Below are 21971 nucleotides of genomic sequence, written 5' to 3'. Positions count from 1 at the left end.
TTACTTCTCCGACCGGTCCTTGATCACGTCGGCGATGGTGTCCAGCGTCGCCTGGGCATCCGCCTTGCCCTCGTAGAGCTTCAGGAACTCGTCGGCGATCGCGGTCGGGAGGCCCGGGACCATCGCCTCGGCCGGGTAGTCCTCGAAGCCGATGTCGCGCATGTCGAGGAAGGTCTGCGCGTGCGCCGGGTAGTCGCCCTCGAGCACGACGTCGTCGGCGCCCTTGATCGACGGGACCGCGTTGCCGCCGCCCTGGAGACGGAACGTCTGGCCCTCGGCCGAGAGGAACTCGGTCCAGAACGTGAACGCCGCATCCTTCACCTTGGTCTTGGCGTTGATCGCGAGGAAGCTGGTCGCCACCCCGGTGGGCGCCGCGGCGCCGTCGGGGGTCGGCCACTGCACGATGTCGTAGCTGTCCTGCTCGCCCGTCGCGTCGACCGTGCCGATCGTGTAGCGGCCCTGCACGAAGAAGCCGGCCTTGTGCGTCACGAACACGCTGTCGGCTCCGGCGCCGTCGGGGAGGGTGTCGGCGACGACGAAGGTGCCGTCCTCGAAGAGGTCGCCGAGCTGCTGCACGGCGTCGACGGTGTCGGCATCCTTGTTCGCGACGAAGGCGCCGGAGTCGTCGTACGGAGCGTCGAGGCCCTGCGACGACAGCCAGCTCCAGTGGGTGGCCCAGTAGTTCCAGTACATGGTGCCGGTGAGGCCCGCGTCGTGCAGCTTCGCGTTCATCTCGAGGAACTTGTCGGTCGTCCACTCGCCTTTCTCGGCCAGGGTCGCGGGATCCTCGGTGATGCCGGCGGCGGCGAGCGCCTGCTTGTCGTACCAGAACACGTCGGGGTTCGAGTCGTTCGGAGCCGCGTACACCTCGCCGTCGTTCTCGGCGGCGCCGAAGAGACCGGGGAAGAAGTCGTCCTTCTTCGTCTTGCTGTCCTTCGAGTCCATCAGCTCGTTCAGCGGCATGAGGCGCTTCGAGTCGACGAACTGGCCGATCTTGTCGTCGCCCACGTAGAACACGTCGGGGGCGGTGTTGCTGGTGAGCTGAGCGAGCAGCTTGGAGTGGTAGTCGCCGTAGTCGGCGACGGGCTGCAGTTTGACGGTGATGTCGGGGTGGCGCTCCATGAAGTCCTTGTTGAACTCCTCGTAACGGGTGAGCTCGTCGGCGGTGCCCCAGGTGGACCAGACGACCGTGGCCTTGCCGTCGGCATCCACGCCGCCGCCTCCGCCACCGCCGCTGCACGCGGCGAGCCCCAGTGCCAGAGCGCCGGCAGCAACCAGTGCCAGATACCGCGTCACGTTCGCACGTGCCATCTCGCTACCTCTTTCATCGTCGGAAGATCGTGTCGGGAGAGCCTCTCGGGCTCATCAGTATTCTGTATACAGAACGCAATCCTGTCAAGATGCGAGTGCTGCCGCCGCAGGTGGCGGAGAATGACGGGATGGATGCCACTGACCCGCATGTGCTCGGCCCCGGACTGCTTCCGACACCGTTCACCGCCGACGAGATCCGCGACGCGACGGGTGCGGGCAAGGTGATCCGGCTGCTGCTGGAGGGCCCGGACGGCCCGCTCGGCGAGCACGTCAACCGCTTCCGCGAGACGGATGCCGAGGGCGCGACCCTCGACCGGTGGGCGGCCGCCGACCCCAAGGCGATCGTGTCGAACCGGGTCACCTGGGCCGAGCTGCAGGGTCATGCCGCGTTCGACGCCGGCACGACGAGCGTGTCGACGGTGTCTCTGACCACTCCCCTCGGCGACCTGACCTGCCGGAAGTACGACACCGACGACGGCGTCTTCTGGTTCTCGATCGACCATCCCGGCATGCCGGTGCAGTACGAGTCCGACGGCATGCGCACCACGGTGCTCGCCATCGAGAAGGACTGACGGCACTGGCGCCCGCCCGAACTGCGCACGCCGAAGGCGGGCCCGCCTTCACGGACCCGCCCTCGGACCTCAGTGACCGGCGGCGCCGACCACCACGAACTCGTTCGGCACGACGCCGAGCGCCGCCGATGCCGACACCTCACCCGAGTGCAGATCGATCGCGAGGATCTTCTCGGACGCGGGCTCCGTCACGTAGGCGATGTCGCCGACGACGTGCAGACCCGGGTGGGGCTGCTGCCACTCCGCAGGGCTCTCCCACGGCTCGATGACGCTCCACTGGTCGATGACCGCGCCGGTCTCGTCGAGCAGCGACAGGTTGCCGTCGGAGCTCAGCACCACGATGTCGTCGTGCGCGTCGCGCCCGACCCCGCGCCAGGTGTACTCCATGCCGTCCGGCAGGTCGACGACGGAGAGCTGCTGCGTGTCGGTGTCGATCAGCGCGAGCGTGGACAGCAGGTAGCCCTCGCTGTCGGGGTCGGCGTTGTAGTCGCCCACCGCGATCGCGCTGGTGTCGGTGACGTAGGCGTTGCCCGTGCGGCCGAACTCGTCGGGAGCGTCGAGCTTGGTGAACCCGCCGTCGGAGAAGAGCAGCACGCCGTCCTGGCATCCAAACATCACAGTCTCGCCCTTCAGCGCTCCCTCGCCGTGCACGCTCGGGCACTGCTCGTCGCGGGCGAGCTCGGTGCCGTCAGCCGCCAGATGACGCACGCCCGTGCGGGCCTCCGCGGTGCCGATCGTCGACAGGGTCGTGCCGTCGGAGAGCTCGATCGCGACGCCGTGGTGGGCGGCCTCCGATGTGAGGGTGTCGAACTCCGGCAGCGTGCCGGTGCCGATGGCGTCGGTGTCGAACACGCGCACCTCGCCGGTGCCGTCGTCGAAGAGCGCCGTGCGCCCGGCATGCGGGGTGACGTGGCCGGCGGCTTCGGCCTCGAACACCTCGCCGGTGAACGCGACCTCGCCGGACGCGAGACCGGTGTCGAGCACGTGGAAGCCGTCTTCGGCGGTGACGAAGACGTGGCCGTCGTGGTCGCCGGCGCCGTTGACGCGCAGGAAGCCGTCGAGCTCGACCTGGTCGACGGTCTCGAGGGTCTCTCCGTCCAGCACGAGGACTCCGCCGTCATAGGTCACCGCGATGCGGGTGTCGGCCTCGTGCTCCTCTTCCGGTGCGGCGGATCCGCCGGATGCTGCGGGTGATGCGGTCGCGCATCCGGCGAGCGCGACGACCGCGAATGCGGCGAGCGCGCCTGCCGCGAGGCGGCTGCGGACGGGTAGGGACATGGTGTCTCCCTTTCTCTGTTCTGCGGGTGGGTGCGCGGGATGCGCGCGGCGACGGGTGCCGCCGAGGTGCGGGGTCAGCCGACCTGGCGGAGGAGCCAGGGGTCCAGGTCGGTGAAGGTGCGGGTGACGACGGCGTCGGCGTGGTCGATCTCGTGCACGGCTCCGGCGGCAGGATCGCTGACGTAGGCGTGCCGGGCGTCGACGACCAGCTGCACGCGGTCGCGGAGCGCCGGGTCGGCGACGGATGCCGCCAGCAGCGGTTCGGTGCGGGCGAGGACCGTGCCGTCGGACGACAGCACGCGCACGCGACCCTCGGCGTCGATCGCGACGGTTCGCCCGTCGTCGTCGCCGATCGCGACCGCGCGCACCAGCGGCACGTCGGAGGGGAGATGCGTCCACTGCCGCTCGCGCACGTCGAGCAGCCAGGCACCCCGGTCGCCCGCGACGCCGGCGAGATCAGGGCGGTCGGCGCGACCGGAGAGCTCGGTGGCCCCGGGGGCTCCGACGGGGTACGCGACGGTCTCGACGGCGAGCGCTCCGCCGACCTCGCGGGTGAAGAGCACGGCGCCCTCCGCACACGTGAAAACCGCGCCGACGCGCGTGATGTCGGCATCCGACGGTGAGGTGCACGGGGTCGTGAGGGCCGAGACGGGGGTGCCCGTCGTGTCGGTGACCGCGATCCCGGCATCCGCTGTCGCCAGCAGGTGGTCGGCGAAGGGGACGACGGAGCCGGTGGCACGGATGCCGGTGCGCGCGGCATCATCGAAGCCGGCGGCGAGGTCGTCGTGCGCGAGGACGACGAGGTCGCCGTCGTCGAAGCGGACCGTGGCGCGCTGCGCACCCGCGGTGATGGTCGCGTCTCCGGCGCCTTCGAGGGTGCCGACCATGCGGGGCTCGCCGAGGAAGGAGTGCGTGTGGTCGCCGTGCGGGGCGGTCCAGCGGGCGGTGTCGATGACGTCGACCGCCGTGCCTCCGCCGGCGGAGTGCGCGATGTAGACGAGGCGGCCGTCGCTGTCGATCTTCTCGATGTCGGGTCGCGCGGCGGAGATCTCCGAGCGCTCCTCGCTCTCGAGGTCGAGCAGGGTCACGGCGCCCTCGGCGTCGGCGATGACGAGGGCGAGGGCCGGTGATGCGACCTCGGCCGCCGTGCCGGCGTCGAGGCCATGGCCGTCGGATGCCGGCGCCGGCACGGCATCCGGGGCGGGCGGAGCGACGCAGGCGGCGAGCGACAGCACGGCGATCAGGGTCGCGGCGGCCGTCGCTGATCGGCGAGGTGGGAAGACGTCCATAGGCGTCTCACCCTATTGAGAATGATTATCAATCTCAAGCCGAGACCGCGACATATCGATATTCGGGCTGTGGCCGAACGTCCGATGCTGAACGTCCGCGGCCCGGCGTAGGGTCGCAACATGAGCAGCACAGCATCCTTCGAGCGTCACGGCGTCGTCCCCTCCTATCTCCTCGCGCGTCTGGCCGAGTCGGGCCGATTCCCCAGGGCGGCGGCCGCCGCTCGGAAGACGCTGACGGTCGGCAGGCCTCCGTTCCGCGCCCGCATCGACCTCTCGATCGACGAGAACGGCGACCTCGTCGCTCAGCTGTCCGACGCGCCGAACCGCACGATCAGCGACGCCGGCAACACGCAGGAGCTGCCCGGTGCGGTCGTGCGCACGGAAGACGACGCCCCGGTCGACGACGCCGCGGTGAATGAGGCCTTCGACGGACTCGGCGCGACGTTCGAGATGCTGCTGTCGGCGTTCGGCCGCAACTCGCTCGACGATGCCGGCGCGCCACTCGATGCGACCGTGCACTACGGCGTCGACTACGACAACGCGTTCTGGGACGGGCAGCGCATGGTGTTCGGAGACGGCGACGGCGAGGTGTTCCAGGACTTCACCGGCTCCACAACGGTCATCGGGCACGAGCTCGCCCACGGCGTCGTGCAGCACACCGCGAACCTCGAGTACCAGGGGCAGCCGGGCGCGCTCAACGAGTCGATCGCCGACGTGTTCGGCGCGCTGACCGAGCAGTACTCCCTCGGGCAGACCGCCGACAAGGCGACCTGGCTCATCGGCGCAGAGATCTTCACCGACGCCGTCGAGGGCAAGGCCCTGCGCTCCATGATCGAACCCGGCACGGCCTATGACGACGACGAGCTCGGCAAAGACCCCCAGCCCGCCCACATGAGCGACTACGTGCGCACGACCGAAGACAACGGCGGCGTGCACATCAACTCCGGCATCCCCAATCGCGCGTTCGCCGTCTTCGCGATCGACCTCGGCGGCAACGCCTGGGAGCGCGCCGGCACCACCTGGTACCGCGCCCTCACCGGAGGCCTGTCCAGCACCGCGACCTTCACCGAGTTCGCCGACGCCACGGTCGCCGCGGCGACCGAGATCGACGACGAGACTGCTGCTGCCGCTCGACGCGCGTGGACCACCGTGGGAGTCTATGAGGATGAGCGAGTCCCCTCCTCCGACTGACGTCCGCGTCGTGATCGCGGTGGTGCGCTCGGGCGGCATCGCCGGCATCCGTCGTCAGTGGCGGGTCGAGGCCGAGGCGCCCGACGCCGATGACTGGATCACGCTCATCGACAGCTGCCCGTGGGATCAGGAGGCGGATGCCACCGCCGGCGCCGACCGCTTCGTATGGAGCATCCGCGCCCGCACCCCCTCGGAGCGTCGCGAGCGCGACCTGAGCGACTCCGAGGTCGACGGCCCCTGGCGGGCACTCGTCGATGCCGTCCGCCAGGCGTCGAAGAGAGCCGGCTGACCGCTCCTCCGGTCCTGGTCGCGGGGCAGCCCTGCCCATACCTGCAGCAGCCGACCGTGCCTAGGCTCCGGGGTATGACTATTGCGAAGAAGCGCGTGTCCACTGTCGTCGCCGGTGCCATGGTCGCCGGAATCCTCCTGCTCGCGGGGCCTGCTCCGGCGCAGGCCGCGGGCCAGCAGTGGGGTGTCGGTCCGTTCTCCAGCCTGGCCGCCTGCCAGGCGGCGATCCCCGGTTACATCTCCTCCTGGACGAAGATCAGCCAGGGCTGCACGTACTACCCGGTGCAGGGCGGCTTCACCGCCAGCGGCTACTACTTCCACTACCGCACGATCGGCTGACCCCGAGGGTTCGCCGCTCTTCCGGCATCCGATCAATCCCGTGTGAATCCGGTCGCCCCGCCTCGCGGCGGGGCGACAATGGGACGTATGGGACTGTTCGATCAGCGCAAGGAAGAAGAGAACCAGTGGGCGGGCCTCCCGTCCGAACCGCTCGACCGGAGCGCCGCCGACCTGCTCGACACGGCGCCGCCGGTCGATCCGATGGCGCTCGGCCTCGGCGTCGATGTGAACTCGATCGTCTTCCCGGTCGCGGCTCCCGCGCCCGATGCCGTCACGATCGCGGATCGTGAACCCGAGGACGAACCGGGCGACTGAGACCCCACGTGCCGGTCCGGCATCCGGGCCACCCCCGGCTACGGTGGAGGGATGACGATCACCGCCGCCGCAGACGGCTCCGCCCTGGGCAATCCCGGCCCCAACGGGTGGGCCTGGTACATCGACGATGACAACTGGGCAGCGGGCGGATCCGCGCACGGAACGAACAATCAGGGCGAGCTGCAGGCGGTGCTCGAGCTGCTGAAGGCGACGGCGGGCACCGACGAGAAGCTGCACATCTGGTGCGACAGCCGCTACGTGATCGACTCGGTGACGAAGTGGATGCCGGGGTGGAAGCGCAAGGGATGGCGCAAGTCCGACGGCGGGCCCGTGCTCAACCGCGACCTGCTCGAGGGCATCGACGAAGCCATGCGCGGGCGCGACGTGCAGTTCTCCTGGGTGAAGGGGCACGCCGGCGACGACCTGAACGAGGCCGCCGACGAGCGCGCGAACGCGGCGGCCACCGCCTACAAGAACAAGCAGGAGCCGCGCCGCGGTCCCGGCTTCACGAGAGCGACGGATGCCGGGGCCGCCGTCGCGGCATCCGCTCCGATCGCGAGTTCTGCGGTTGCCGCGCCCGCAGCGCCCGTCGCCACCGCCGCGCCGGTCGAGACGCTCTGGGCCGAGGCATCCGATCTGCTCGACGGTCTCGACGCACCCGTCGACGACCCGATTGAGGTGCGCCTCGCGCTCTCCGGCGATGAGCACGCGCGGCTGCGCGATCGCGCCGAGGCGCAGGGCGTGTCGCTCGAAGAGGCGCTCCGCCGCCTCATCTGACAAGCGGATGCTGCGGCGTACACTCGCAGCATGTCGACTCCCGCCCGCACCATCGGCCGCCTCTTCCTGGGTTCAGCCCTCGTCTTCGCCGGGGTCTCGCACCTCACGTTCGCGCGCGAGGAGTTCCAGGCGCAGGTGCCCGAGTCGCTGCCGCTCGACCCCGACGTGACCGTCGTCGCCTCGGGCGTGGCCGAGGTCGCGCTGGGTTCGGCGCTGCTGCTCGCCCGTCGCCGCCGCGGACTGGTCGGCGTCATCGCCGCGCTGTTCTTCGTCGCCGTGTTCCCGGGCAACCTCGCGCAGTGGATGCATCACCGCGACGGCTTCGGGCTCGACACCGAGATCAAGCGCTTCGTGCGCCTGTTCTTCCAGCCCGTGCTCGTCGTGCTGGCCCTCTGGTCGACGCGCACCCCTCGACACTGACAAACGGCGAGGTCACGGGCGCCGATCCGTAGACTCGGCTGATGGCATGGACGGTGACGCGACGGTGAAGGCCCGCACGGTCTTCGGCGTGCTCCGTCTGGGCGCGGCCGCCATCTGCCTGGTCTCGCTGATCCATCGGCTGGCGTGGGGTCTCGCCTCGAACACGATCGCGAGCCAGAACTTCTTCGCGTACCTGACGAACCAGTCCAACATCGCGTTCGTGGTGCTGCTGATCGTCGCGGGCGTCATCGCGCTGCGGCGTGCAGAGGATCCGCGCTGGCTGACCGTCGCCCTCGCGCTCGTGCTCTCGTGGACGATCACGGCCGGAATCGTCTTCGCCGTGATGGTCTGGCAGGGCGGTGAGCGCGGCATCCGCATCGATGTCCCCTGGTCCGATCAGGTGCTGCACTTCTGGCTCCCCGCGTGCACGATCGCGGCGTGGGCGCTCGCGCCGGGCCACCGTTCCGTGCCGTGGCGGGTCGTTCCGATCACCCTGGCGTATCCGGTCATCTGGGGAGTGTTCACGCTGTGGCGCGGGCCGCTCATCGGCTGGTACCCGTACTACTTCCTCGACCCGCGGCAGGTGAGCGGGCCGGCGGAATTCTTCATCTTCTCGGGCGTGGCCCTCGCCGTGTTCGCCGCGGTCGCCGCGATGCTCGTCCTGATCAGCCGGATGCCGACGCGCGAGAAGTGGCGCGAGCCGGATGAAGGGGACCGGGTCGAGACGACGCGGCCCCTCGTGTCCGTGGGTCAGGACGCGTAGATCGCGAGGGACTCCATCGCCGACTCGAGAGCCTCGGTGTCGTCGAGCGCCGCGAACTCCTCAGCGGCCGCACCGCCGACGATCCCCACCAGGATGTTCTCGCCCGTCGCCGGCCGCAGGTTGATCCAGGTGCGGATGCCGACATCGGCGCCCACCGTGTGCCAGACGGCCGCATCCACGTCCCAGAACGCCTCGTCGAACTGCAGCCAGATCGTCTCGATACGACCCATGCCGAGCGCGCCGATGGCGTTGCGGTTGCTGAACGGCAGCGGCGGATCGAACTCGAGATCCTGTTCCTGCAGCACGCCGAGCGGCACGGTCACGATGACCCGATCGAACGACAGGGCCTCGCCCGTGCCGAGCCGCACGCTCACGCCGGTGTCGTCGTAGGCGAGCCTGCTGATCGGCGACGACAGCGAGACCTTGACGCCGTCGAGGGCATCCTCGACGAGCGGGGTGAGGTCGTCGCGCGCGCCCTGCACGGCATCAGCACCGTCGACTGCGTCGGCGCCCTCGACCGGGTCGGAGGGCAGCAGAGGCGGGAACCAGCTCGAGAGGTCGGCGGCATCCGCTCCCGCTGACGTCGCCAGGAAGGAGAGAAGCGCGGCGGTCGACGGGTCGTCGGGGTCGCCACCGGCCGCGACGAGTGCCTCTGTCAGCGCGATGTCCGCCGGACCCGCCTGGGCCTCTGCGATCGCGGCTTCCAGGGGCTGATCGTCGACCGGTTCGACATCGCCTTCGGGCGCGCGCCACTGCGCGCCGTCGAGGTCGATCACACCGATGTCCCACGACTCCATGCGCCGGAGCAGGTCATCGTCCGCCGCGCTGAAGAGCCAGGCTCCGAGCTGCACCGGCATCGGCCAGGCGTCGTCGGTCACCGAATGGATGCGGCCGCCGATACGGTCACGCGCCTCGAAGACCGTGACCTGCATATCGGCCCCCACGAGGCGTGCCGCGACCGTCGCACCGGCCAGCCCTGCACCGATGACGGCGATGCGCTCCCCTGACGCCGCAACGTCCTCGACCTCATCCGCGGCGCGCGCGCCGGAGCGGATCGCGCCCCGCATCGTGCCAGGCTCGTCGGCATCCGTCGCCTCGCCCGCGAAGAAGACGCGGTCGCCGACGGGCCGGGCGAGCAGCGACCGGGTCTCGGCGAGGACCCCGACCGGGGTGAAGCTCACGGCGCCATACGAGAACGGGTCGGTGGTCCACGAGCTGCGGAGGCGAGCGGACGGCTCCGGCACACCCGGCTGCGGCTGCGGGTCGCGGGTCGGCGTGGGGGTCGGAGTGGGCTCCGGATCCGGTGTGCACGACGCCAGCAGCACCGAGACGGCACCGACTCCGGCGCCCATGAGCAGAGTGCGGCGCGTGATCCTCATCGTGTCGCCACTTTATCCCGCCTCGCAGGTGTGAGCGACAGCATCCGTCGGCGAGGGGCTCAACAAGTTCGGGTGAACGGGTACCGTGAGCGCATGAGCGAGGAGCGGAGCGCGTCCCTCGCCAGGACCGCCATCTGGGTCGCCTGCGTCGCCGGGCTTCTGCACGCGGCATCCAGTCTGTACTGGGCATTCGGGGGTCGCTGGCTGTTGCCGACCGTCGGTCAGTGGGCGGTCGAGGCCCTCGAGGAGTCCCCGCTCGAGGCGGGCCTGTTGCTCGGCGGCATCGGGGTCGTCAAGGCGCTCGCGGCGCTCATTCCTCTCGCCGTCGCCTACGGCCGGATGCCCGGGGCGCGATTCTGGCGTGCCGTCTGCGCGATCGGCGGAGTCGTGCTCATCCTCTACGGTGGCGCGAACGTCGTGGTGAGCGGTGCCGTGCTGCTCGGCCTCGTGCGACCCGAGGGCGGATACGACCGGCAGGCGATGATCGGTCACGCGTTGCTCTGGGATCCGCTCTTCCTCGTCTGGGGACTGGCGCTCATCGCGTGGTTGCGCCTTTCTGCTGTTCACAACTCAGGAAGAACCGCGGCCTGATGGCAGAAACCGGCCGATCCTCGAGGGGATCGACCGGTTTCTCCTGAGTACTGAACGCTCAGACGGCGAGCAGCTCCTTCTCGAGGCGGGCGTACGAGGCCTCCATGCCGTCGGCCATGCCGGTGGCGAGGATCATGTCGCGCGTCTCCTTGTCGGGGTACTCGATGTAGAGCGTGATCAGCGTCGCGCCGTCCTCCTCATAGAGGTTCAGGTCGTTGAGCGTCTCGACCGGCATCCCGATCATCCGCTCGGTCTGCACGGACCGGCGCGGGGCGTCGACCAGCAGCGTCTCGCCCTCGAAGCCGAACGGCTGGCCCTCGGTGTCGCCGATCGGCGCCCACGAGGTTCGGTACGACTGGCCGACCTCGGTGGCGACGACGCACTCCGTCATCTCCCAGCCGTCGGGTCCGAGCAGCCACTGCTTCATGAGCTCCGGTTCGTTGTGGGCGCGCCAGACGAGCTCGCGCGGTCCTTCGACGAGGCGGGTGATGCGTACGTGCACGTCGTCGAGCAGTTCGACGTTCGTGCCCTTGCCCTGCGCGTAGTCGCGGAGGTCCTGCAGCACGGTGTCGAGCTGGCTCATCGCGAGCTTGATGCCCTCGACCTGGCCCATCGAGACGACCTGCTCGATCGCGTCGACCGAGGCGAAGTGGCTCGTCGTCACCATGCGGGTGCCGTCGGCGGTGGACTCGAAGTCGAACGACATCCGCTGCGCCGGGAATCCCTCGAGCGGCTTGCCGTCTTCGTCGACGAAGGAATCGAGCACCTCGAACCGGTGCGGGGCGTCGATGGCGAGGAACTCCCACGAGCCGGACGAGCGCTCTCCGCGGGGTCCGTTCATCGTGTAGACGGCGTGACCGCCCACGGTGTGGTCCCATTCGCTGAAGGTGGCCGGCCATCCGGGAGGCCCCCAGAAGCGCTCGAGCTGGCGCGGGTCGCTGTACGCGCTCCAGACCCGCTCGACGGGAGCGGCGAAGTCGGCCACGACCGTCATGGTCAGGTTCTCGGTGTCGGTGATGACGTCGGTGACAGGCATTGTCAGTCCTCTTCCTTGGATTCGTTCTGCGTCGGTGCCGGCTCCGCCAGCAGGTCGTCGAGCCGGGCGATGCGCGACCGCCACAGTTCTTCGTATCGGGCGAGGAGCGCCCTGGCGCGGGCGATCATCTCGGGGTTCGCGCGGACGAGCCGCTCGCGTCCCTCGGCGCGCTTGACGATGAGGTTCGCGGCTTCGAGCACGGCAACATGCTTCTGCACCGCGGCGAACGACATCTCGTATTCGGAGGCGAGGGTCGAGACGGACTGCTCACGCTCGATCGTCCGACGCAGGATGTCGCGCCGGGTCGACGTCGCCAGTGCGTGGAACACACGGTCGACCTCCGCTTCGCTGAGTTCTCTTTGTACAACCATTTGGTTGTAGGTTAGGGCGAAGCGGAGGGCATGTCAAGTGTTTTCCGGGCTCACGTCGGCCCACCTGTTGGGAGCCTGCACAGATATCGGGTGAAGTCCTCGAATCCTCCCGACATCCGTGCTTTCTCCCGACATCCGTACCGCGGCGCACGAAGGCACCGGATGCCGCGGAACCGGGCCCCGCGGAACGCAGAAGTGCCCGCCACCTCACGGTGACGGGCACTTCCGGCGTTCAGAGCACAAGACTCACTCGTACGTTGCCAACCTCATCGTCGCGGTCGCGCTGTGCGCGGCCATGCCCTCGGAGTCGGAGATGACCTGCACGGCGTTGGCGAGCTCGGGCGTCGCCTCGCGCGCGATGCGCTGGTAGGTGAGGGGCTTGAGGAAGCGCGAGACCGAGAGGCCGGCGCTGTGCTTGGCTCCGCCGGCGGTCGGCAGCACGTGGTTCGTGCCGGCCATGCCCTTATCGGAGTAGGCGACGGTGCTCCACGGGCCGATGAAGAGCGAGCCGTAGTTGCGGAGGTTCTCGTGGTACCAGTCGTCGTCGGCGGTGAGCAGTTCGAGGTGCTCGGGCGCGAGATCGTCCATGAGAGCGGCGGCCGTCTCGCGGTCCTTCGCGACGGTGACGACACCGTAGTCACGCCAGGCTGGGCCGCAGATCTCGGCGGTGGCCAGCGTCTCGAGCTGACGCTCGACGGCGGCGATCACGGCGCGACCGTGATCCTCGGAGGTCGTGACGAGCGCGGCGGGAGAGTTCGGGCCGTGCTCGGCCTGACCGAGCAGGTCGGCGGCGACGATCTCCGGGTCGGCGGTCTCGTCGGAGATCACGGCGACCTCGCTCGGGCCGGCGAGCAGGTCGATCGCGACCGTGCCGAACAGCTGACGCTTGGCCTCGGCGACGAATGCGTTGCCGGCGCCCACGAGCATGTCGACGGGCAGCTCGCCCAGCAGGCCGTACGCCATGGCGGCGAGCGCCTGCACTCCGCCGATGACGAAGACGCGGTCGACACCGGAAAGGTGCGCGGCGTAGACGACGGCGTCGTTCGCGTTGCCGTCGGGCTGCGGGGGCGTGCACGCGATCACCGTCGGGACGCCCGCGGCCTTCGCGACGCCGACGGTCATGAAGGCGCTCGCGGTGAGCGGGAAGCGTCCGGCGGGCAGGTACGCACCGACGCGCGAGACGGGGATGTACTTGGCTCCGGTGACGATGCCGGGAACCAGCTCGGTCTCGAAGTCGCTGAGATGCTCCCGGGAGACCTTCGCGAACGCCTGGGTACGCGCGGCGCCCAGCTCGATCGCGGCCTTCAGGTCGGGGGCGAGGCGGTCACCGCTGGTCGCGATCTGCTCGGCGGTGAGCTCGATGTCGGTGCCCTGGTAGTTGTCGAGCTTGCGCGCGTAATCGAGCACAGCGTCGAGCCCGCGCTCGCGGATGTCGGCGAGCATGTTCGTCACGGTCTCGATCACGGCCGGATCGCGCTGCGCCGCCGGTGCGTCGATCAGCGGGGTCTTGAGGTGGTGGAACGACCCGTCGAGGCGGGAGAGGACTGGTGAGGAGTAACGCATGCTGGAAGGCTAGATCGCTGCGATCCATCCGACAAGCCTGATGGTCCGAGAGCAGTCATCGGGTTTACCATTGGCTGTGACCATCACCCAGTTGACCGCGTTCCTGGCGTCCCTCGAGCACGGATCCTTCACCGCCGCGGCCGCGCATCTCGACATGACCCAGGCGTCCGTGTCGGAACTCGTCGCCCGCCTCGAACGCGAACTCGGCGTGACGCTGTTCACCCGTGGGAGCCGTCGCCTCGTCCCCACGGAGGCCGCGCTCGAACTGCGCCCGCACGCCACCCAGGCCGTGAGCGCCGTGCAGAACGGCATCGACACGATCCAGGCGCTCACCTCCCTCGACCGCGGCACCTGCACGTTCGGCGTACTCCGCAACGCCGCCTACTACGCGCTCGCCGACCTCGCCGAGACCTTCCACCACCGGCATCCGAACGTGCGGCTGCGGCTCGTGGGTATCAACTCCGCACACGTCGCCCGGTCGATCGCGAGCGGCGAGCTCGAGGCCGGACTGCTGGTGCTCCCGGTCGACGAAGACGGCTTGGAGGTGCGCCCGCTGTTCCGCGACGAGGTGCTCTACGCCTCAGCTACCCGCCCACTCGACGCCGGCCCCGTCACGATCGACGAGGTCGCCGCGGCCAAGCTCGTGCTCTACGACGCCTTCGCCGGATGGGACGACCCGACCCGGCGGCAGCTGCTCGAGCGCGCGCGGCTGCGCGGCCTGTCGATCGAGCCCGCGGTGGAGGTCGAGAACGTCGAGACGGCGCTGAGCCTCGTCGCCGCGGGCGCCGCCGACACCATCGTGTCGCGGTCGATCACCGAGGCGGAGGGCTTTGCCACCGGCATCCGCACGTTCCCCTTCGCCGAGCCGATGCACGACACGATCGCCCTCGTGCAGCGGGAGGGGATGCTGCTGTCGCCGGCGACCAGCCGGCTCGCCGAGCTGGCCGAGCGGATGCTGCGCGAGAGACTGCCGGAACACGAGGGCCGCACCCCGCTCGGCTGACCCTTCGACAGGCTCAGGGCCCACCTAGGCTCAGGGTCCCCCGCTCGCCCGGGAGGACTTCGCACCCGTGGGCTGAGCCTCGGGCGCGGATGCTCCTCCCCACGCAGAGTTCTCCTCCCGACGGCGCGCCCTTCGACAGGCTCAGGGACCCACTCTCACTCAGGGGACCCACGGTCGCTCGGGAGGACTTCGCACCCATGGGCTGAACCCTGGGCGCGGATCCTCCTCCCGACGCGGAGTTCTCCTCCCGACGGCGCGCCCTTCGACAGGCTCAGGGAGCCACTCTCACTCAGGGACCCACGGTCACTCGGGACCCCACCTCAGTACAGGTCGCCCCGCCGGTCGTCGAACAGGTGGTTGTGCGGCGGCAGCGACTTCTCGCGCACGGCGGCGAGCGAGAGCACGGCGGTGGCGCCCATCACCGCACGGAATGCGACGATCCAGCCCTGCTCGTCGATGATGGCGGTGCCGTCGGTCCAGTCGACCCCGCGCTCGGAGCCCCAGCGGTCGGCGATGACCACCGGCAGGCGCGAGGAGCGGGCGGATGCCATGGCCTGGATCAGCTCCGGCGCGTGCTCCCCCTCGGGCCTCGACACGAGCGGCCAGTTCACCGACAGCGCGAGCACATCGGCTCCGGCGAGGGCCAGCCGGCGCGGCACCTCGGGGAACTCGTTGTCGTAGCAGATCGCGACGCCGAGGCGTCCGAACGAGGTGTCCACGACGAGGCCCGCCTCCGTGCCGTGGTCGAAGACGAGCTTCTCGGCACCCCAGAGATGCGACTTGCGATAGTCGGCCAGCCGCGCGTCACGCGTCAGCACGGCAGCGGTGTTGAAGAGCTGCTCCCCGGCGGACTCGGCGTAGCCGACGACCACGACGGCATCCGCCGGAATCGCCGCCTGAACCAGCGACCAGCGCGCGTCGTCCGCCGTGAGCGACGCCTTCTCGGCCTCGGCGCGATCCTCGAACACGTACCCGCTCGTCGCGAGCTCGGGCAGCACGATCAGTCGCGCATCGCGACGCCCCGCGGCCACGATCGCTTCCCGGATGCGTTCAAGATTCGCCTCGACGTCGCCGATCACGATCTCGGGCGACAGCGCGGCCACGCGCAGGTCATCGATGTCTGCAGGCATACCCTCATCCTCCCCCTCGGGAACGACGGAGCGCGAGGGGCCGAAAGCCCCTCGCGCTCCGTCGTTGTTCTCAGTCGTCTTCGGTCGCGGTGACCATCACTCCGAGCGGAGCGAGGTAGCCGTTCGGGTCGATCGTCCAGTCGGCTGCGGCGGCCGCCTCGACGACCTCCGGTGCCCACTCGAGGTAGACGCGGTCGTCGCCGCCGTTGATCACGAGCACCGTGCCGGAGCCGGTCTCGTCACCCTCGACGCAGCGGTACTCGCGCCACGCGCCCTCGGGAACGGAGAACGTGTCTCCGGCGCCGAGGTTCACGGTCGTCGACGGGTCACCGTTGAGGGTGACCTCCCAGCGACCGGTCTTGAACAGCAGCGCCTGCGTCTTGTCGTGACGGTGACGCAGCACGCCCTGGCCGGCCTCGGCCTTGACCCACGCGAGGTTGAACGAGTGGGGCTCGGTCACGTTCGGCACCTGGCGGCGGTTCTCCGACATGCCGTAGCCGATCACCGTGGCGAGCTCGACGCGGCCGCCCTCGACGGCCGAGGTCAGCAGCGCCGCAGACGAGTACTTGCGGTCGCCCGGCTGGATGACGCGCGAGCGCATGTCTTCGACCGTGTACGTGGTGAGCTCGTCGATGTAGTGCTGCTTCATCGGCGTGATCAGCGGCACATCGTCGGGCAGCACGTCGCCCGCGACCGTGTCGATGAGCTTGTTGTCGGCCGTGAGGTGCAGCCCGTAGGACTCCGCCTCGCGCAGCACCGACGGGCCCCAGATGATGCCGCCGTTGTCGTCGCGACCGAGCACCGTGTAGAGGATGCCGTCGTCGGGCCCCTCGTTGGTGAAGCCGCGGAAGATCCAGGTGGGGATCGTGACGATGTCGCCGTCGTGGCTGATGTACTCGCCCTGCTTGCCGTCCACGCCCCAGCGGAGGCGGAACTCGCCGCCGAGGTTGATGAAGACCTCGGCCGTGAAGTGCAGGTGGAGGTTGTTCGAGATGCCGTTGGGCATTCCGGCGGCTCCGGTGTTGAACCCGTGGTTGACCTCGAGGTTCACGTACTGGCTCGCGTTCTGCGAGACACCCGCGCCGATGAAGGAGTAGTTCTCCTTGCGGTCGGAGCCCGGCGTGCGGCAGTCGATGAATGCCGAGTTGCACGGCACCCAGTCGGTGCGGCGGATGGTCCGTCGCTCGATCTCGGACGCATCGACGATCACGTCGGTCGCGTCGATGATGGCGTTGCTCATTTCTTCTTCTCCTTGGTGATCAGTCTGTGATCAGTAGATGTTGGCGAAGGCGACGGGCTCGTCGCCGCGCTGGCCTTGGATCTGCGCGCGAAGCGCGATGTCGTCCCACAGACGGACCTCTTTGACGAGGGCGCCGTTGTGGAAGGTGAACTGCGAGATGCCGAGCACGTCGACCGGCTTGCCCGTGAGGGGTCCGTAGTTCGGGACGCCGTTGTAGTCGCCGACGAACTTCCACACGACGGCGACGCGGAGACCCGCGTACCGCACGTCGTAGTTGGTCTGGATGTCGCGGATCTCGAACTGCCCGCCGGGGAACGACTCGAGGAAGCGCAGCAGCGCTCGACGGTAGCCCTCCGGACGGATGACGAGGCGGTTGCCGACCGTCAGCAGCACGAGGTCGCGCTCGAAGAACTTCTCGACCTTCTGCAGGTCGCGATCGTTCCAGACGGTCTTGATCAGGTCGATGACCTTCTCGACCTCGGCGCGGTACTCGTCGGGGCGCTCCCCGGAGTCGCCCTTCGCGATCGGGTCGGCGGGTGCCGGCTCGTTCCACGATCCGGAGAAGCCGCGGAAGGTCTGCGCGCTGGCGACCACGTCGAGGTCCTCACCGCGTGCCAGGGGCCCGGCGAGCGTGTCGCGGACGACCCACTCCTCGACCATGCGGCCGCGACGGTAGAGGCAGTTGGCGATCGTGCGGCTGAACTCGGAGGTCTGCAGGTGACCGGAGAGGACGAGGTGGGAGCTGAGGAACGCGTCATCGCCGCGCGCCTCCCAGATGACGTCTTCGGCCTGACCGGTGCGGTCGGGCGTCGCCGAGATGCGCATGAGCGAACCCTCGATGACCTCGTCGCGGTTCGAGGACGTGCCGAGACCGCCGTGCACGATCGAGTCGGGCTCGTAGTTCTCGCGGATGTAGTGGATCGACCGATCGACCCAGATCAGGTCGGTGACCTCACGGATGAAGTCATCGGGGTCCTTGTACGGCAGATAGGCGACCGGATCGAGAGGCACGCTGTTTCACTCCTTAGAAGATGAGTCCGCGTTTCATCGATGAACGCGGGCTTCCTTCGTCAGTGTATGCGTATGCACAAACGAGTGCAAGAGAGAGTTTCCTGACACACGGGTGTCAGAGGCGGATGCCGGGTCAGCCGGCCTGCGCGGCCGCGAGGGTGCGGCGGGGCACGAGTGCCGACGCGAAGCGCATGTTCTCGATCGGCGCCTCGCGGTCCTCGATCCGCCGCACGATGAGGTCAGCGGCGGCCGACGCCATCCCGGCGATGTCGTAGCCGACGGTGGCGAGGTCGACGATCGGCCAGGCCGCTTCGGGGAGGTCGTCGAAGCCGACGACCGAGAGGTCCTCCGGAACGCGGAGACCGGCGCGGTGCGCGGCGTTGAGCACGCCGTAGGCGACGACATCGTTTCCGCAGAACAGCAGCGTCGGGCGATCATCTTCGCCGAGGAGGGATGCCGCGGCCTTCTCGCCCTCGTCGGCGCTGTAGCGCGGCACCTTGCGGGTGTACGCCTCGGCGAGCGGCAGACCGTGCGCGATGAGCGCGTCGCGCAGCGCGGACTCGCGCGCCTGCGCCGTACTGGTGTTGCCCGGGCCCAGGACGGCGCCGATTCGGCGGTGCCCCAGCTCGACGGCCCGGTCGACCGCCTGCCGGTAGCCGGCCACCGGATCTACCACCGTGGCATCCGCCTCGACGAGCGATCCGATGCGGTTGAAGTAGACGAACGGCAGGCCGCGGTCCTTGAGGCGCAGGGGAGCTGCGGACTCGACCGTGGTGGTGGCGAGGATCAGCCCGTCGAGCCCGTTGGCGAGCAGGCGCTCGACGATCGTGGCATCATCGGCGGTCTCGGTGTGGAGCATGAGCTGATAGCCGAGCGCCTCCAGCTCACGGTGCACCGGCGCGATGATGTGCGAGTAGAACTGGTTGTCGAGATCGGTCAGCAGCAGGCCGATGCGGCGCGTGCGGCCGGAGGACAGGGCGCGTCCCGCTTCGCTGGGCACGTAGCCGAGCAGCTGGGCCGCTTCGCGCACCCGCGTCTTGGTGGCGTCGGACACCCGGGAATCGTCACGCAGGGCCCGCGAGACCGTCGGTTGCGAAACTCCGGCCAGCCTCGCGACATCGCGACTCGTGACGACCATGTGACGCCTCCCCCTCAACGCTCGGAATTCTAGCGCCTTGACGCCCGCATGCATACGCGGTCATAATCAGAGCATACGTATGCAACGAAAGGATGGGCCATGCCCCTGCATCTGAAGTCCGCGCCGACGAAGACGTTCGCGGACACCGCGCAGCAGGATGTCGCAGAACGAGTTCGCGGGATCATCGGAGACATCCGCGAGAACGGCGACGCCGCCGTCCGGCGGTACGCCGAGCAGTTCGACAACTGGAGCCCGGAGTCCTACCGGCTGTCGGATGCCGAGATCGAGCGGATCATCGGCACCCTCTCGCCGCAGGTGATCCAGGACATCGAGTTCGTGCAGACGCAGGTCCGCCGCTTCGCCCAGGCGCAGCGCGACTCCCTCGTCGACATCGAGGTCGAGACCCTCCCCGGGGTCTTCCTCGGCCAGAAGCACGTGCCGGTGCAGGCCGCCGGCGCCTACATCCCCGGCGGAAAGTACCCGCTGACGGCATCCGCCCACATGACGATCATCACCGCGAAGGTCGCCGGCGTCCCCCGCGTCGTCGCGTGCACCCCGCCGATCCGCGGCGAGATCCCCGCCGCCACCATCGCCGCCATGAAGATGGCCGGCGCCGACGAGATCTACCTCCTCGGCGGCGTGCAGGCCGTGGCCGCCATGGCCGTCGGCACCGAGACGATCGAGCCGGTCAACATGATCGCCGGCCCCGGCAACGCCTACGTCGCCGAGGCGAAGCGCCAGCTGTTCGGCGAGGTCGGCATCGACCTGTTCGCCGGGCCCACCGAGATCCTCATCGTCGCCGACGAGCACGCCGACCCCTTCTTCACCGCGGTCGACCTGCTCTCCCAGGCCGAGCACGGCCCCGACTCCCCCGCGGTGCTCGTGACGACCTCGCAGAAGCTCGCCGAAGAGGTCATGGACTGGATCGAGAAGATCCTCCCCGGCATGCCGACCCGCGACTACGCCGGTCCCGCCTGGCGCGACTGGGGTCAGGTCATCGTGGCCGACGACCTCGACGAGGCGTACCGCATCGCCGACGACTTCGCGTTCGAGCACGTGCAGATCTTCACCGAGAACCCCCGCGAGGCCCTCACCAAGATGCACGACTACGGCGCGCTCTTCCTCGGCGAGAACACCTGCGTCTCCTACGGCGACAAGGTGATCGGCACGAACCACGTGCTGCCGACGCTCGGCGCCGCCCGGTACACCGGCGGCCTCTGGGTCGGCAAGTACCTGCGCACCGTCACCTACCAGGAGGTGCAGAACACGGAGTCGTCGGCCGAGCTCGGCACCGTCTGCGGTCGGGCCGCTCGCGTCGAGCTCTTCGAGGGCCACGCCCGCTCCGGCGACGCCCGCGCCTGGCGTCACGCCGGCAAGGAGTTCGCCTGGATCGAAGACAGCCAGGCGGCGTTCGCGGAATCGCGATGACCGACCTCACTGGTCGCACGGCCGTGGTGACCGGCGGCGGCAGCGGGCTCGGAGCGGCCATCGCCCGCTCGCTGCACGCCGCCGGCGCCGACGTCGTGCTGGTCGGCCGTGACGAGACGAAGCTCGGCGCCGTGGCATCCGCTCTCGGTTCGCGAGCCCGTGGCTTGGTGTGCGATGTCTCGGATGCCGCCTCCGTCGACGCTCTGCGCGACGCGCTCGGCGACACGGAGGTGTCGATCCTCGTGAACAACGCCGGCATCCCCGGCCCGGTCGCGGCGCTCACCGACATCGACGTCGACGACTGGGACGAGGTGTTCGCCGTGAACGTGCGCGGCACCTTCCTGCTCTGCAAGGCGCTGCTGCCCGGCATGATCGCGCGGGGCGACGGCGACGTCATCAACATCGCGTCGGTGTCGGGCAAGCGCCCGCTCGCCCATCGCACCCCGTACTGCGCGTCGAAGATGGCCGTGATCGGACTGACATCGACCCTGGCGTTCGAGGTCGGTCCGGCGGGTGTGCGCGTGAACTCGCTCTCTCCCGGCCCGGTGCAGGGACCACGGATGGAGCGGAACTTCCGGCTCGAGGCGGAACGCTCCGGCACGACCATCGACGACGCCGAGCAGGTGTTCGTCTCGCGCGCCGCGCTCGGACGCATGGTCACCGAGGAGGAGGTCGGTGCCGCGGTCCTCGCGATGCTGGCGATGCCCGGGATGTGCGGGGCCGACGTCGACCTCTCCGCCGGTATGGTCGCCTGATGACGTCTTTGCGTGCGCGTGCTCTGGCCGGAGACAAGCTGCTCGGCGCCCTGCTGCGGATGCCGGCGGAAGAGCTCGTCGAGATGCTCGCGGTCGCCGAGTTCGACTTCGTGCTCATCGACTGCGAGCACGGCCCGGCCGACATCACCGCCCTCCGCAACCACATCGCTCTTGCGGCGGCGCACGGCGTGCCGGTGATCGTGCGGGTCGGCGAGAACGACCGGGGTCAGATCCTGCGGGTGCTCGACCAGGGCGCCGAGGGCATCCTCGCCCCGCACCTCGACACCGCGGCGGATGCCGCCGCTCTCGTCGACGCGTCGCTGTATCCGCCGGTCGGCAACCGCGGCTTCGCGACCTACAGCCGTGCCGGTCGCTTCGGCGAGGTCGATCCCGCCGAGCACCTCACCTGGTACCTCGAGAACACGCTGGTGCTCGGCATGATCGAGTCGGCGGGCGGTGTGGCCGACGTCGAGGCGATCGTCGCGACGCCGCGGCTCGACGGCATCATGGTGGGTCCGGCGGATCTCGCCGCGAGCTCCGGGCCCGACGACCAGTCGGTGCCCGACGCCATCGCCGCCGTGCACAGCGCGCTGGCTGCGGCGGGCTCGCTGCGGATGGACATCGTCGGCACGCGCACGGCGGCCGAAGCGTCCTTCGCCGCCGGCGCCGACCTCGTCGTCTACAACCTGGCGTCGTCGCTCATGCGGCACCTGCGCGACCTGGCGTCGCCGGAGCGCTGAGCCGCCGGCATCCGCTCACCAGCGTCCGCGCACGGCATCTATC

General features: G+C 69.5%; 24 protein-coding genes. 13 read left to right on the top strand and 11 right to left on the bottom strand.

Translation table 11 applies throughout. The features are described from left to right. The gene (locus tag LC452_RS08720) at positions 1-1311 is read right to left on the bottom strand and encodes a sugar ABC transporter substrate-binding protein (protein ID WP_223624204.1); all 1311 of its coding nucleotides are present in this window, start codon (positions 1309-1311) and stop codon (positions 1-3) included. A 128-nt stretch (positions 1312-1439) separates the two neighbouring features. Between LC452_RS08720 and LC452_RS08715 the strand changes: the two genes are divergently transcribed. Beyond that, complete coding sequence (locus LC452_RS08715; protein WP_223624202.1) at positions 1440-1883, top strand: hypothetical protein; 444 nt, start codon at positions 1440-1442, stop codon at positions 1881-1883. 69 nt (positions 1884-1952) lie between these two features. On the opposite strand, the gene LC452_RS08710 is transcribed toward LC452_RS08715, so the two are convergent. Both LC452_RS08710 and LC452_RS08705 read right to left on the bottom strand, forming a co-directional pair. Then, complete coding sequence (locus tag LC452_RS08710) at positions 1953-3161, bottom strand: hypothetical protein (protein WP_223624200.1); 1209 nt, start codon at positions 3159-3161, stop codon at positions 1953-1955. Positions 3162-3235: 74 nt separating this feature from the next. Next, on the bottom strand, positions 3236-4450 hold the full coding sequence (locus LC452_RS08705; RefSeq protein ID WP_223624198.1) for a hypothetical protein: 1215 nt from the start codon (positions 4448-4450) through the stop codon (positions 3236-3238). Positions 4451-4570: 120 nt separating this feature from the next. Here LC452_RS08705 and LC452_RS08700 point away from each other — a divergent pair, with 120 nt between their 5' ends. The 7 genes from LC452_RS08700 (at position 4571) to LC452_RS08670 (ending at position 8543) form a co-directional block, all read left to right on the top strand. Continuing rightward, complete coding sequence (locus LC452_RS08700; RefSeq protein ID WP_223624195.1) at positions 4571-5641, top strand: M4 family metallopeptidase; 1071 nt, start codon at positions 4571-4573, stop codon at positions 5639-5641. Then, on the top strand, positions 5616-5930 hold the full coding sequence (locus tag LC452_RS08695; RefSeq protein ID WP_223624194.1) for a protealysin inhibitor emfourin: 315 nt from the start codon (positions 5616-5618) through the stop codon (positions 5928-5930). The genes LC452_RS08700 and LC452_RS08695 overlap by 26 nt, the downstream gene beginning before the upstream one ends. A gap of 74 nt (positions 5931-6004) precedes the next feature. After that, positions 6005-6268, top strand: coding sequence for a hypothetical protein (locus tag LC452_RS08690; RefSeq protein ID WP_223624192.1), 264 nt, complete (start codon positions 6005-6007; stop codon positions 6266-6268). Between the two features lie 87 nt (positions 6269-6355). Then, positions 6356-6583, top strand: coding sequence for a hypothetical protein (locus tag LC452_RS08685; RefSeq protein WP_223624190.1), 228 nt, complete (start codon positions 6356-6358; stop codon positions 6581-6583). Between the two features lie 51 nt (positions 6584-6634). Next, positions 6635-7360: a ribonuclease H gene (locus tag LC452_RS08680; RefSeq protein WP_223624188.1), complete on the top strand. Its 726-nt coding sequence runs from the start codon at positions 6635-6637 to the stop codon at positions 7358-7360. 30 nt (positions 7361-7390) lie between these two features. After that, the gene (locus LC452_RS08675; RefSeq protein WP_223624186.1) at positions 7391-7780 is read left to right on the top strand and encodes a DoxX family membrane protein; all 390 of its coding nucleotides are present in this window, start codon (positions 7391-7393) and stop codon (positions 7778-7780) included. Positions 7781-7826: 46 nt separating this feature from the next. Next, complete coding sequence (locus LC452_RS08670; protein ID WP_223624184.1) at positions 7827-8543, top strand: Pr6Pr family membrane protein; 717 nt, start codon at positions 7827-7829, stop codon at positions 8541-8543. Here the strand turns inward: LC452_RS08670 and LC452_RS08665 are convergent. Next, positions 8531-9922 (bottom strand): FAD-dependent oxidoreductase, encoded by a 1392-nt coding sequence (locus tag LC452_RS08665; protein ID WP_223624182.1) that lies wholly within the window; start codon positions 9920-9922, stop codon positions 8531-8533. The genes LC452_RS08670 and LC452_RS08665 overlap by 13 nt on opposite strands. Before the next feature lie 93 nt (positions 9923-10015). On the opposite strand from LC452_RS08665, the gene LC452_RS08660 reads away from it, so the two are divergent. Further along, complete coding sequence (locus LC452_RS08660; protein ID WP_223624180.1) at positions 10016-10513, top strand: DUF3995 domain-containing protein; 498 nt, start codon at positions 10016-10018, stop codon at positions 10511-10513. A 58-nt stretch (positions 10514-10571) separates the two neighbouring features. On the opposite strand, the gene LC452_RS08655 is transcribed toward LC452_RS08660, so the two are convergent. The 3 genes from LC452_RS08655 to hisD (LC452_RS08645) all read right to left on the bottom strand — a co-directional run bounded on the left by LC452_RS08655 (position 10572) and on the right by hisD (LC452_RS08645) (position 13483). Further along, the gene (locus tag LC452_RS08655; protein ID WP_223624178.1) at positions 10572-11549 is read right to left on the bottom strand and encodes an SRPBCC family protein; all 978 of its coding nucleotides are present in this window, start codon (positions 11547-11549) and stop codon (positions 10572-10574) included. Positions 11550-11551: 2 nt separating this feature from the next. After that, positions 11552-11920 carry a helix-turn-helix transcriptional regulator gene (locus tag LC452_RS08650; RefSeq protein ID WP_223624176.1) on the bottom strand — a complete coding sequence of 123 codons (369 nt, stop codon included), beginning with the start codon at positions 11918-11920 and terminating at the stop codon, positions 11552-11554. Between the two features lie 246 nt (positions 11921-12166). Further along, a complete protein-coding gene (hisD, locus tag LC452_RS08645) occupies positions 12167-13483 on the bottom strand; it encodes a histidinol dehydrogenase (protein WP_223624174.1) in 1317 nt (438 codons plus the stop codon). Positions 13484-13559: 76 nt separating this feature from the next. Between hisD (LC452_RS08645) and LC452_RS08640 the strand changes: the two genes are divergently transcribed. After that, positions 13560-14486, top strand: a complete 927-nt coding sequence (locus LC452_RS08640; protein ID WP_223624172.1) for a LysR family transcriptional regulator — start codon at positions 13560-13562, stop codon at positions 14484-14486. 320 nt (positions 14487-14806) lie between these two features. On the opposite strand, the gene LC452_RS08635 is transcribed toward LC452_RS08640, so the two are convergent. The 4 genes from LC452_RS08635 to LC452_RS08620 form a co-directional block, all read right to left on the bottom strand. Continuing rightward, positions 14807-15616, bottom strand: a complete 810-nt coding sequence (locus LC452_RS08635) for a nitrilase-related carbon-nitrogen hydrolase (protein ID WP_223624170.1) — start codon at positions 15614-15616, stop codon at positions 14807-14809. Between the two features lie 70 nt (positions 15617-15686). Then, positions 15687-16856, bottom strand: coding sequence for a cupin domain-containing protein (locus LC452_RS08630; protein WP_223624168.1), 1170 nt, complete (start codon positions 16854-16856; stop codon positions 15687-15689). A 30-nt stretch (positions 16857-16886) separates the two neighbouring features. Then, entirely contained in the window at positions 16887-17867 is a 981-nt protein-coding gene (locus LC452_RS22060; protein WP_223624166.1) for an ester cyclase, read from the bottom strand. 133 nt (positions 17868-18000) lie between these two features. Then, positions 18001-19005, bottom strand: a complete 1005-nt coding sequence (locus tag LC452_RS08620) for a LacI family DNA-binding transcriptional regulator (RefSeq protein ID WP_223624164.1) — start codon at positions 19003-19005, stop codon at positions 18001-18003. Positions 19006-19104: 99 nt separating this feature from the next. On the opposite strand from LC452_RS08620, the gene hisD (LC452_RS08615) reads away from it, so the two are divergent. From hisD (LC452_RS08615) to LC452_RS08605, 3 genes are read left to right on the top strand one after another with little or no spacing between them, the layout of a single operon-like run. Continuing rightward, positions 19105-20433, top strand: a complete 1329-nt coding sequence (gene hisD / locus LC452_RS08615) for a histidinol dehydrogenase (RefSeq protein WP_223624162.1) — start codon at positions 19105-19107, stop codon at positions 20431-20433. After that, positions 20430-21188 carry an SDR family NAD(P)-dependent oxidoreductase gene (locus tag LC452_RS08610; RefSeq protein WP_223624160.1) on the top strand — a complete coding sequence of 253 codons (759 nt, stop codon included), beginning with the start codon at positions 20430-20432 and terminating at the stop codon, positions 21186-21188. The genes hisD (LC452_RS08615) and LC452_RS08610 overlap by 4 nt, the downstream gene beginning before the upstream one ends. Then, entirely contained in the window at positions 21188-21928 is a 741-nt protein-coding gene (locus LC452_RS08605) for an HpcH/HpaI aldolase/citrate lyase family protein (protein WP_223624158.1), read from the top strand. The genes LC452_RS08610 and LC452_RS08605 overlap by 1 nt, the downstream gene beginning before the upstream one ends. Positions 21929-21971 lie beyond the last annotated feature (43 nt).

This window comes from Microbacterium sp. EST19A, from assembly GCF_019969685.1.
Taxonomy (GTDB): Bacteria; Actinomycetota; Actinomycetes; order Actinomycetales; family Microbacteriaceae; genus Microbacterium.
This window is presented reverse-complemented; position numbering and strand designations above follow the sequence as displayed.

What these genes read in the sequence shown, in the direction of transcription:
- LC452_RS08670 (WP_223624184.1), top strand. Translation starts at nt 7,827, where the DNA reads ATGGACGGTGACGCGACGGTGAAGGCCCGCACGGTCTTCGGCGTGCTC.
- LC452_RS08620 (WP_223624164.1), bottom strand. Translation starts at nt 19,005, where the DNA reads ATGGTCGTCACGAGTCGCGATGTCGCGAGGCTGGCCGGAGTTTCGCAA.
- hisD (WP_223624162.1), top strand. Translation starts at nt 19,105, where the DNA reads ATGCCCCTGCATCTGAAGTCCGCGCCGACGAAGACGTTCGCGGACACC.
- hisD (WP_223624174.1), bottom strand. Translation starts at nt 13,483, where the DNA reads ATGCGTTACTCCTCACCAGTCCTCTCCCGCCTCGACGGGTCGTTCCAC.
- LC452_RS08630 (WP_223624168.1), bottom strand. Translation starts at nt 16,856, where the DNA reads ATGAGCAACGCCATCATCGACGCGACCGACGTGATCGTCGATGCGTCC.
- LC452_RS08695 (WP_223624194.1), top strand. Translation starts at nt 5,616, where the DNA reads ATGAGCGAGTCCCCTCCTCCGACTGACGTCCGCGTCGTGATCGCGGTG.
- LC452_RS08650 (WP_223624176.1), bottom strand. Translation starts at nt 11,920, where the DNA reads ATGGTTGTACAAAGAGAACTCAGCGAAGCGGAGGTCGACCGTGTGTTC.
- LC452_RS08660 (WP_223624180.1), top strand. Translation starts at nt 10,016, where the DNA reads ATGAGCGAGGAGCGGAGCGCGTCCCTCGCCAGGACCGCCATCTGGGTC.
- LC452_RS08665 (WP_223624182.1), bottom strand. Translation starts at nt 9,922, where the DNA reads ATGAGGATCACGCGCCGCACTCTGCTCATGGGCGCCGGAGTCGGTGCC.
- LC452_RS08705 (WP_223624198.1), bottom strand. Translation starts at nt 4,450, where the DNA reads ATGGACGTCTTCCCACCTCGCCGATCAGCGACGGCCGCCGCGACCCTG.
- LC452_RS08710 (WP_223624200.1), bottom strand. Translation starts at nt 3,161, where the DNA reads ATGTCCCTACCCGTCCGCAGCCGCCTCGCGGCAGGCGCGCTCGCCGCA.
- LC452_RS08605 (WP_223624158.1), top strand. Translation starts at nt 21,188, where the DNA reads ATGACGTCTTTGCGTGCGCGTGCTCTGGCCGGAGACAAGCTGCTCGGC.
- LC452_RS08675 (WP_223624186.1), top strand. Translation starts at nt 7,391, where the DNA reads ATGTCGACTCCCGCCCGCACCATCGGCCGCCTCTTCCTGGGTTCAGCC.
- LC452_RS08720 (WP_223624204.1), bottom strand. Translation starts at nt 1,311, where the DNA reads ATGGCACGTGCGAACGTGACGCGGTATCTGGCACTGGTTGCTGCCGGC.
- LC452_RS08635 (WP_223624170.1), bottom strand. Translation starts at nt 15,616, where the DNA reads ATGCCTGCAGACATCGATGACCTGCGCGTGGCCGCGCTGTCGCCCGAG.
- LC452_RS08680 (WP_223624188.1), top strand. Translation starts at nt 6,635, where the DNA reads ATGACGATCACCGCCGCCGCAGACGGCTCCGCCCTGGGCAATCCCGGC.
- LC452_RS08690 (WP_223624192.1), top strand. Translation starts at nt 6,005, where the DNA reads ATGACTATTGCGAAGAAGCGCGTGTCCACTGTCGTCGCCGGTGCCATG.
- LC452_RS08715 (WP_223624202.1), top strand. Translation starts at nt 1,440, where the DNA reads ATGGATGCCACTGACCCGCATGTGCTCGGCCCCGGACTGCTTCCGACA.
- LC452_RS08610 (WP_223624160.1), top strand. Translation starts at nt 20,430, where the DNA reads ATGACCGACCTCACTGGTCGCACGGCCGTGGTGACCGGCGGCGGCAGC.
- LC452_RS08685 (WP_223624190.1), top strand. Translation starts at nt 6,356, where the DNA reads ATGGGACTGTTCGATCAGCGCAAGGAAGAAGAGAACCAGTGGGCGGGC.
- LC452_RS08655 (WP_223624178.1), bottom strand. Translation starts at nt 11,549, where the DNA reads ATGCCTGTCACCGACGTCATCACCGACACCGAGAACCTGACCATGACG.
- LC452_RS08700 (WP_223624195.1), top strand. Translation starts at nt 4,571, where the DNA reads ATGAGCAGCACAGCATCCTTCGAGCGTCACGGCGTCGTCCCCTCCTAT.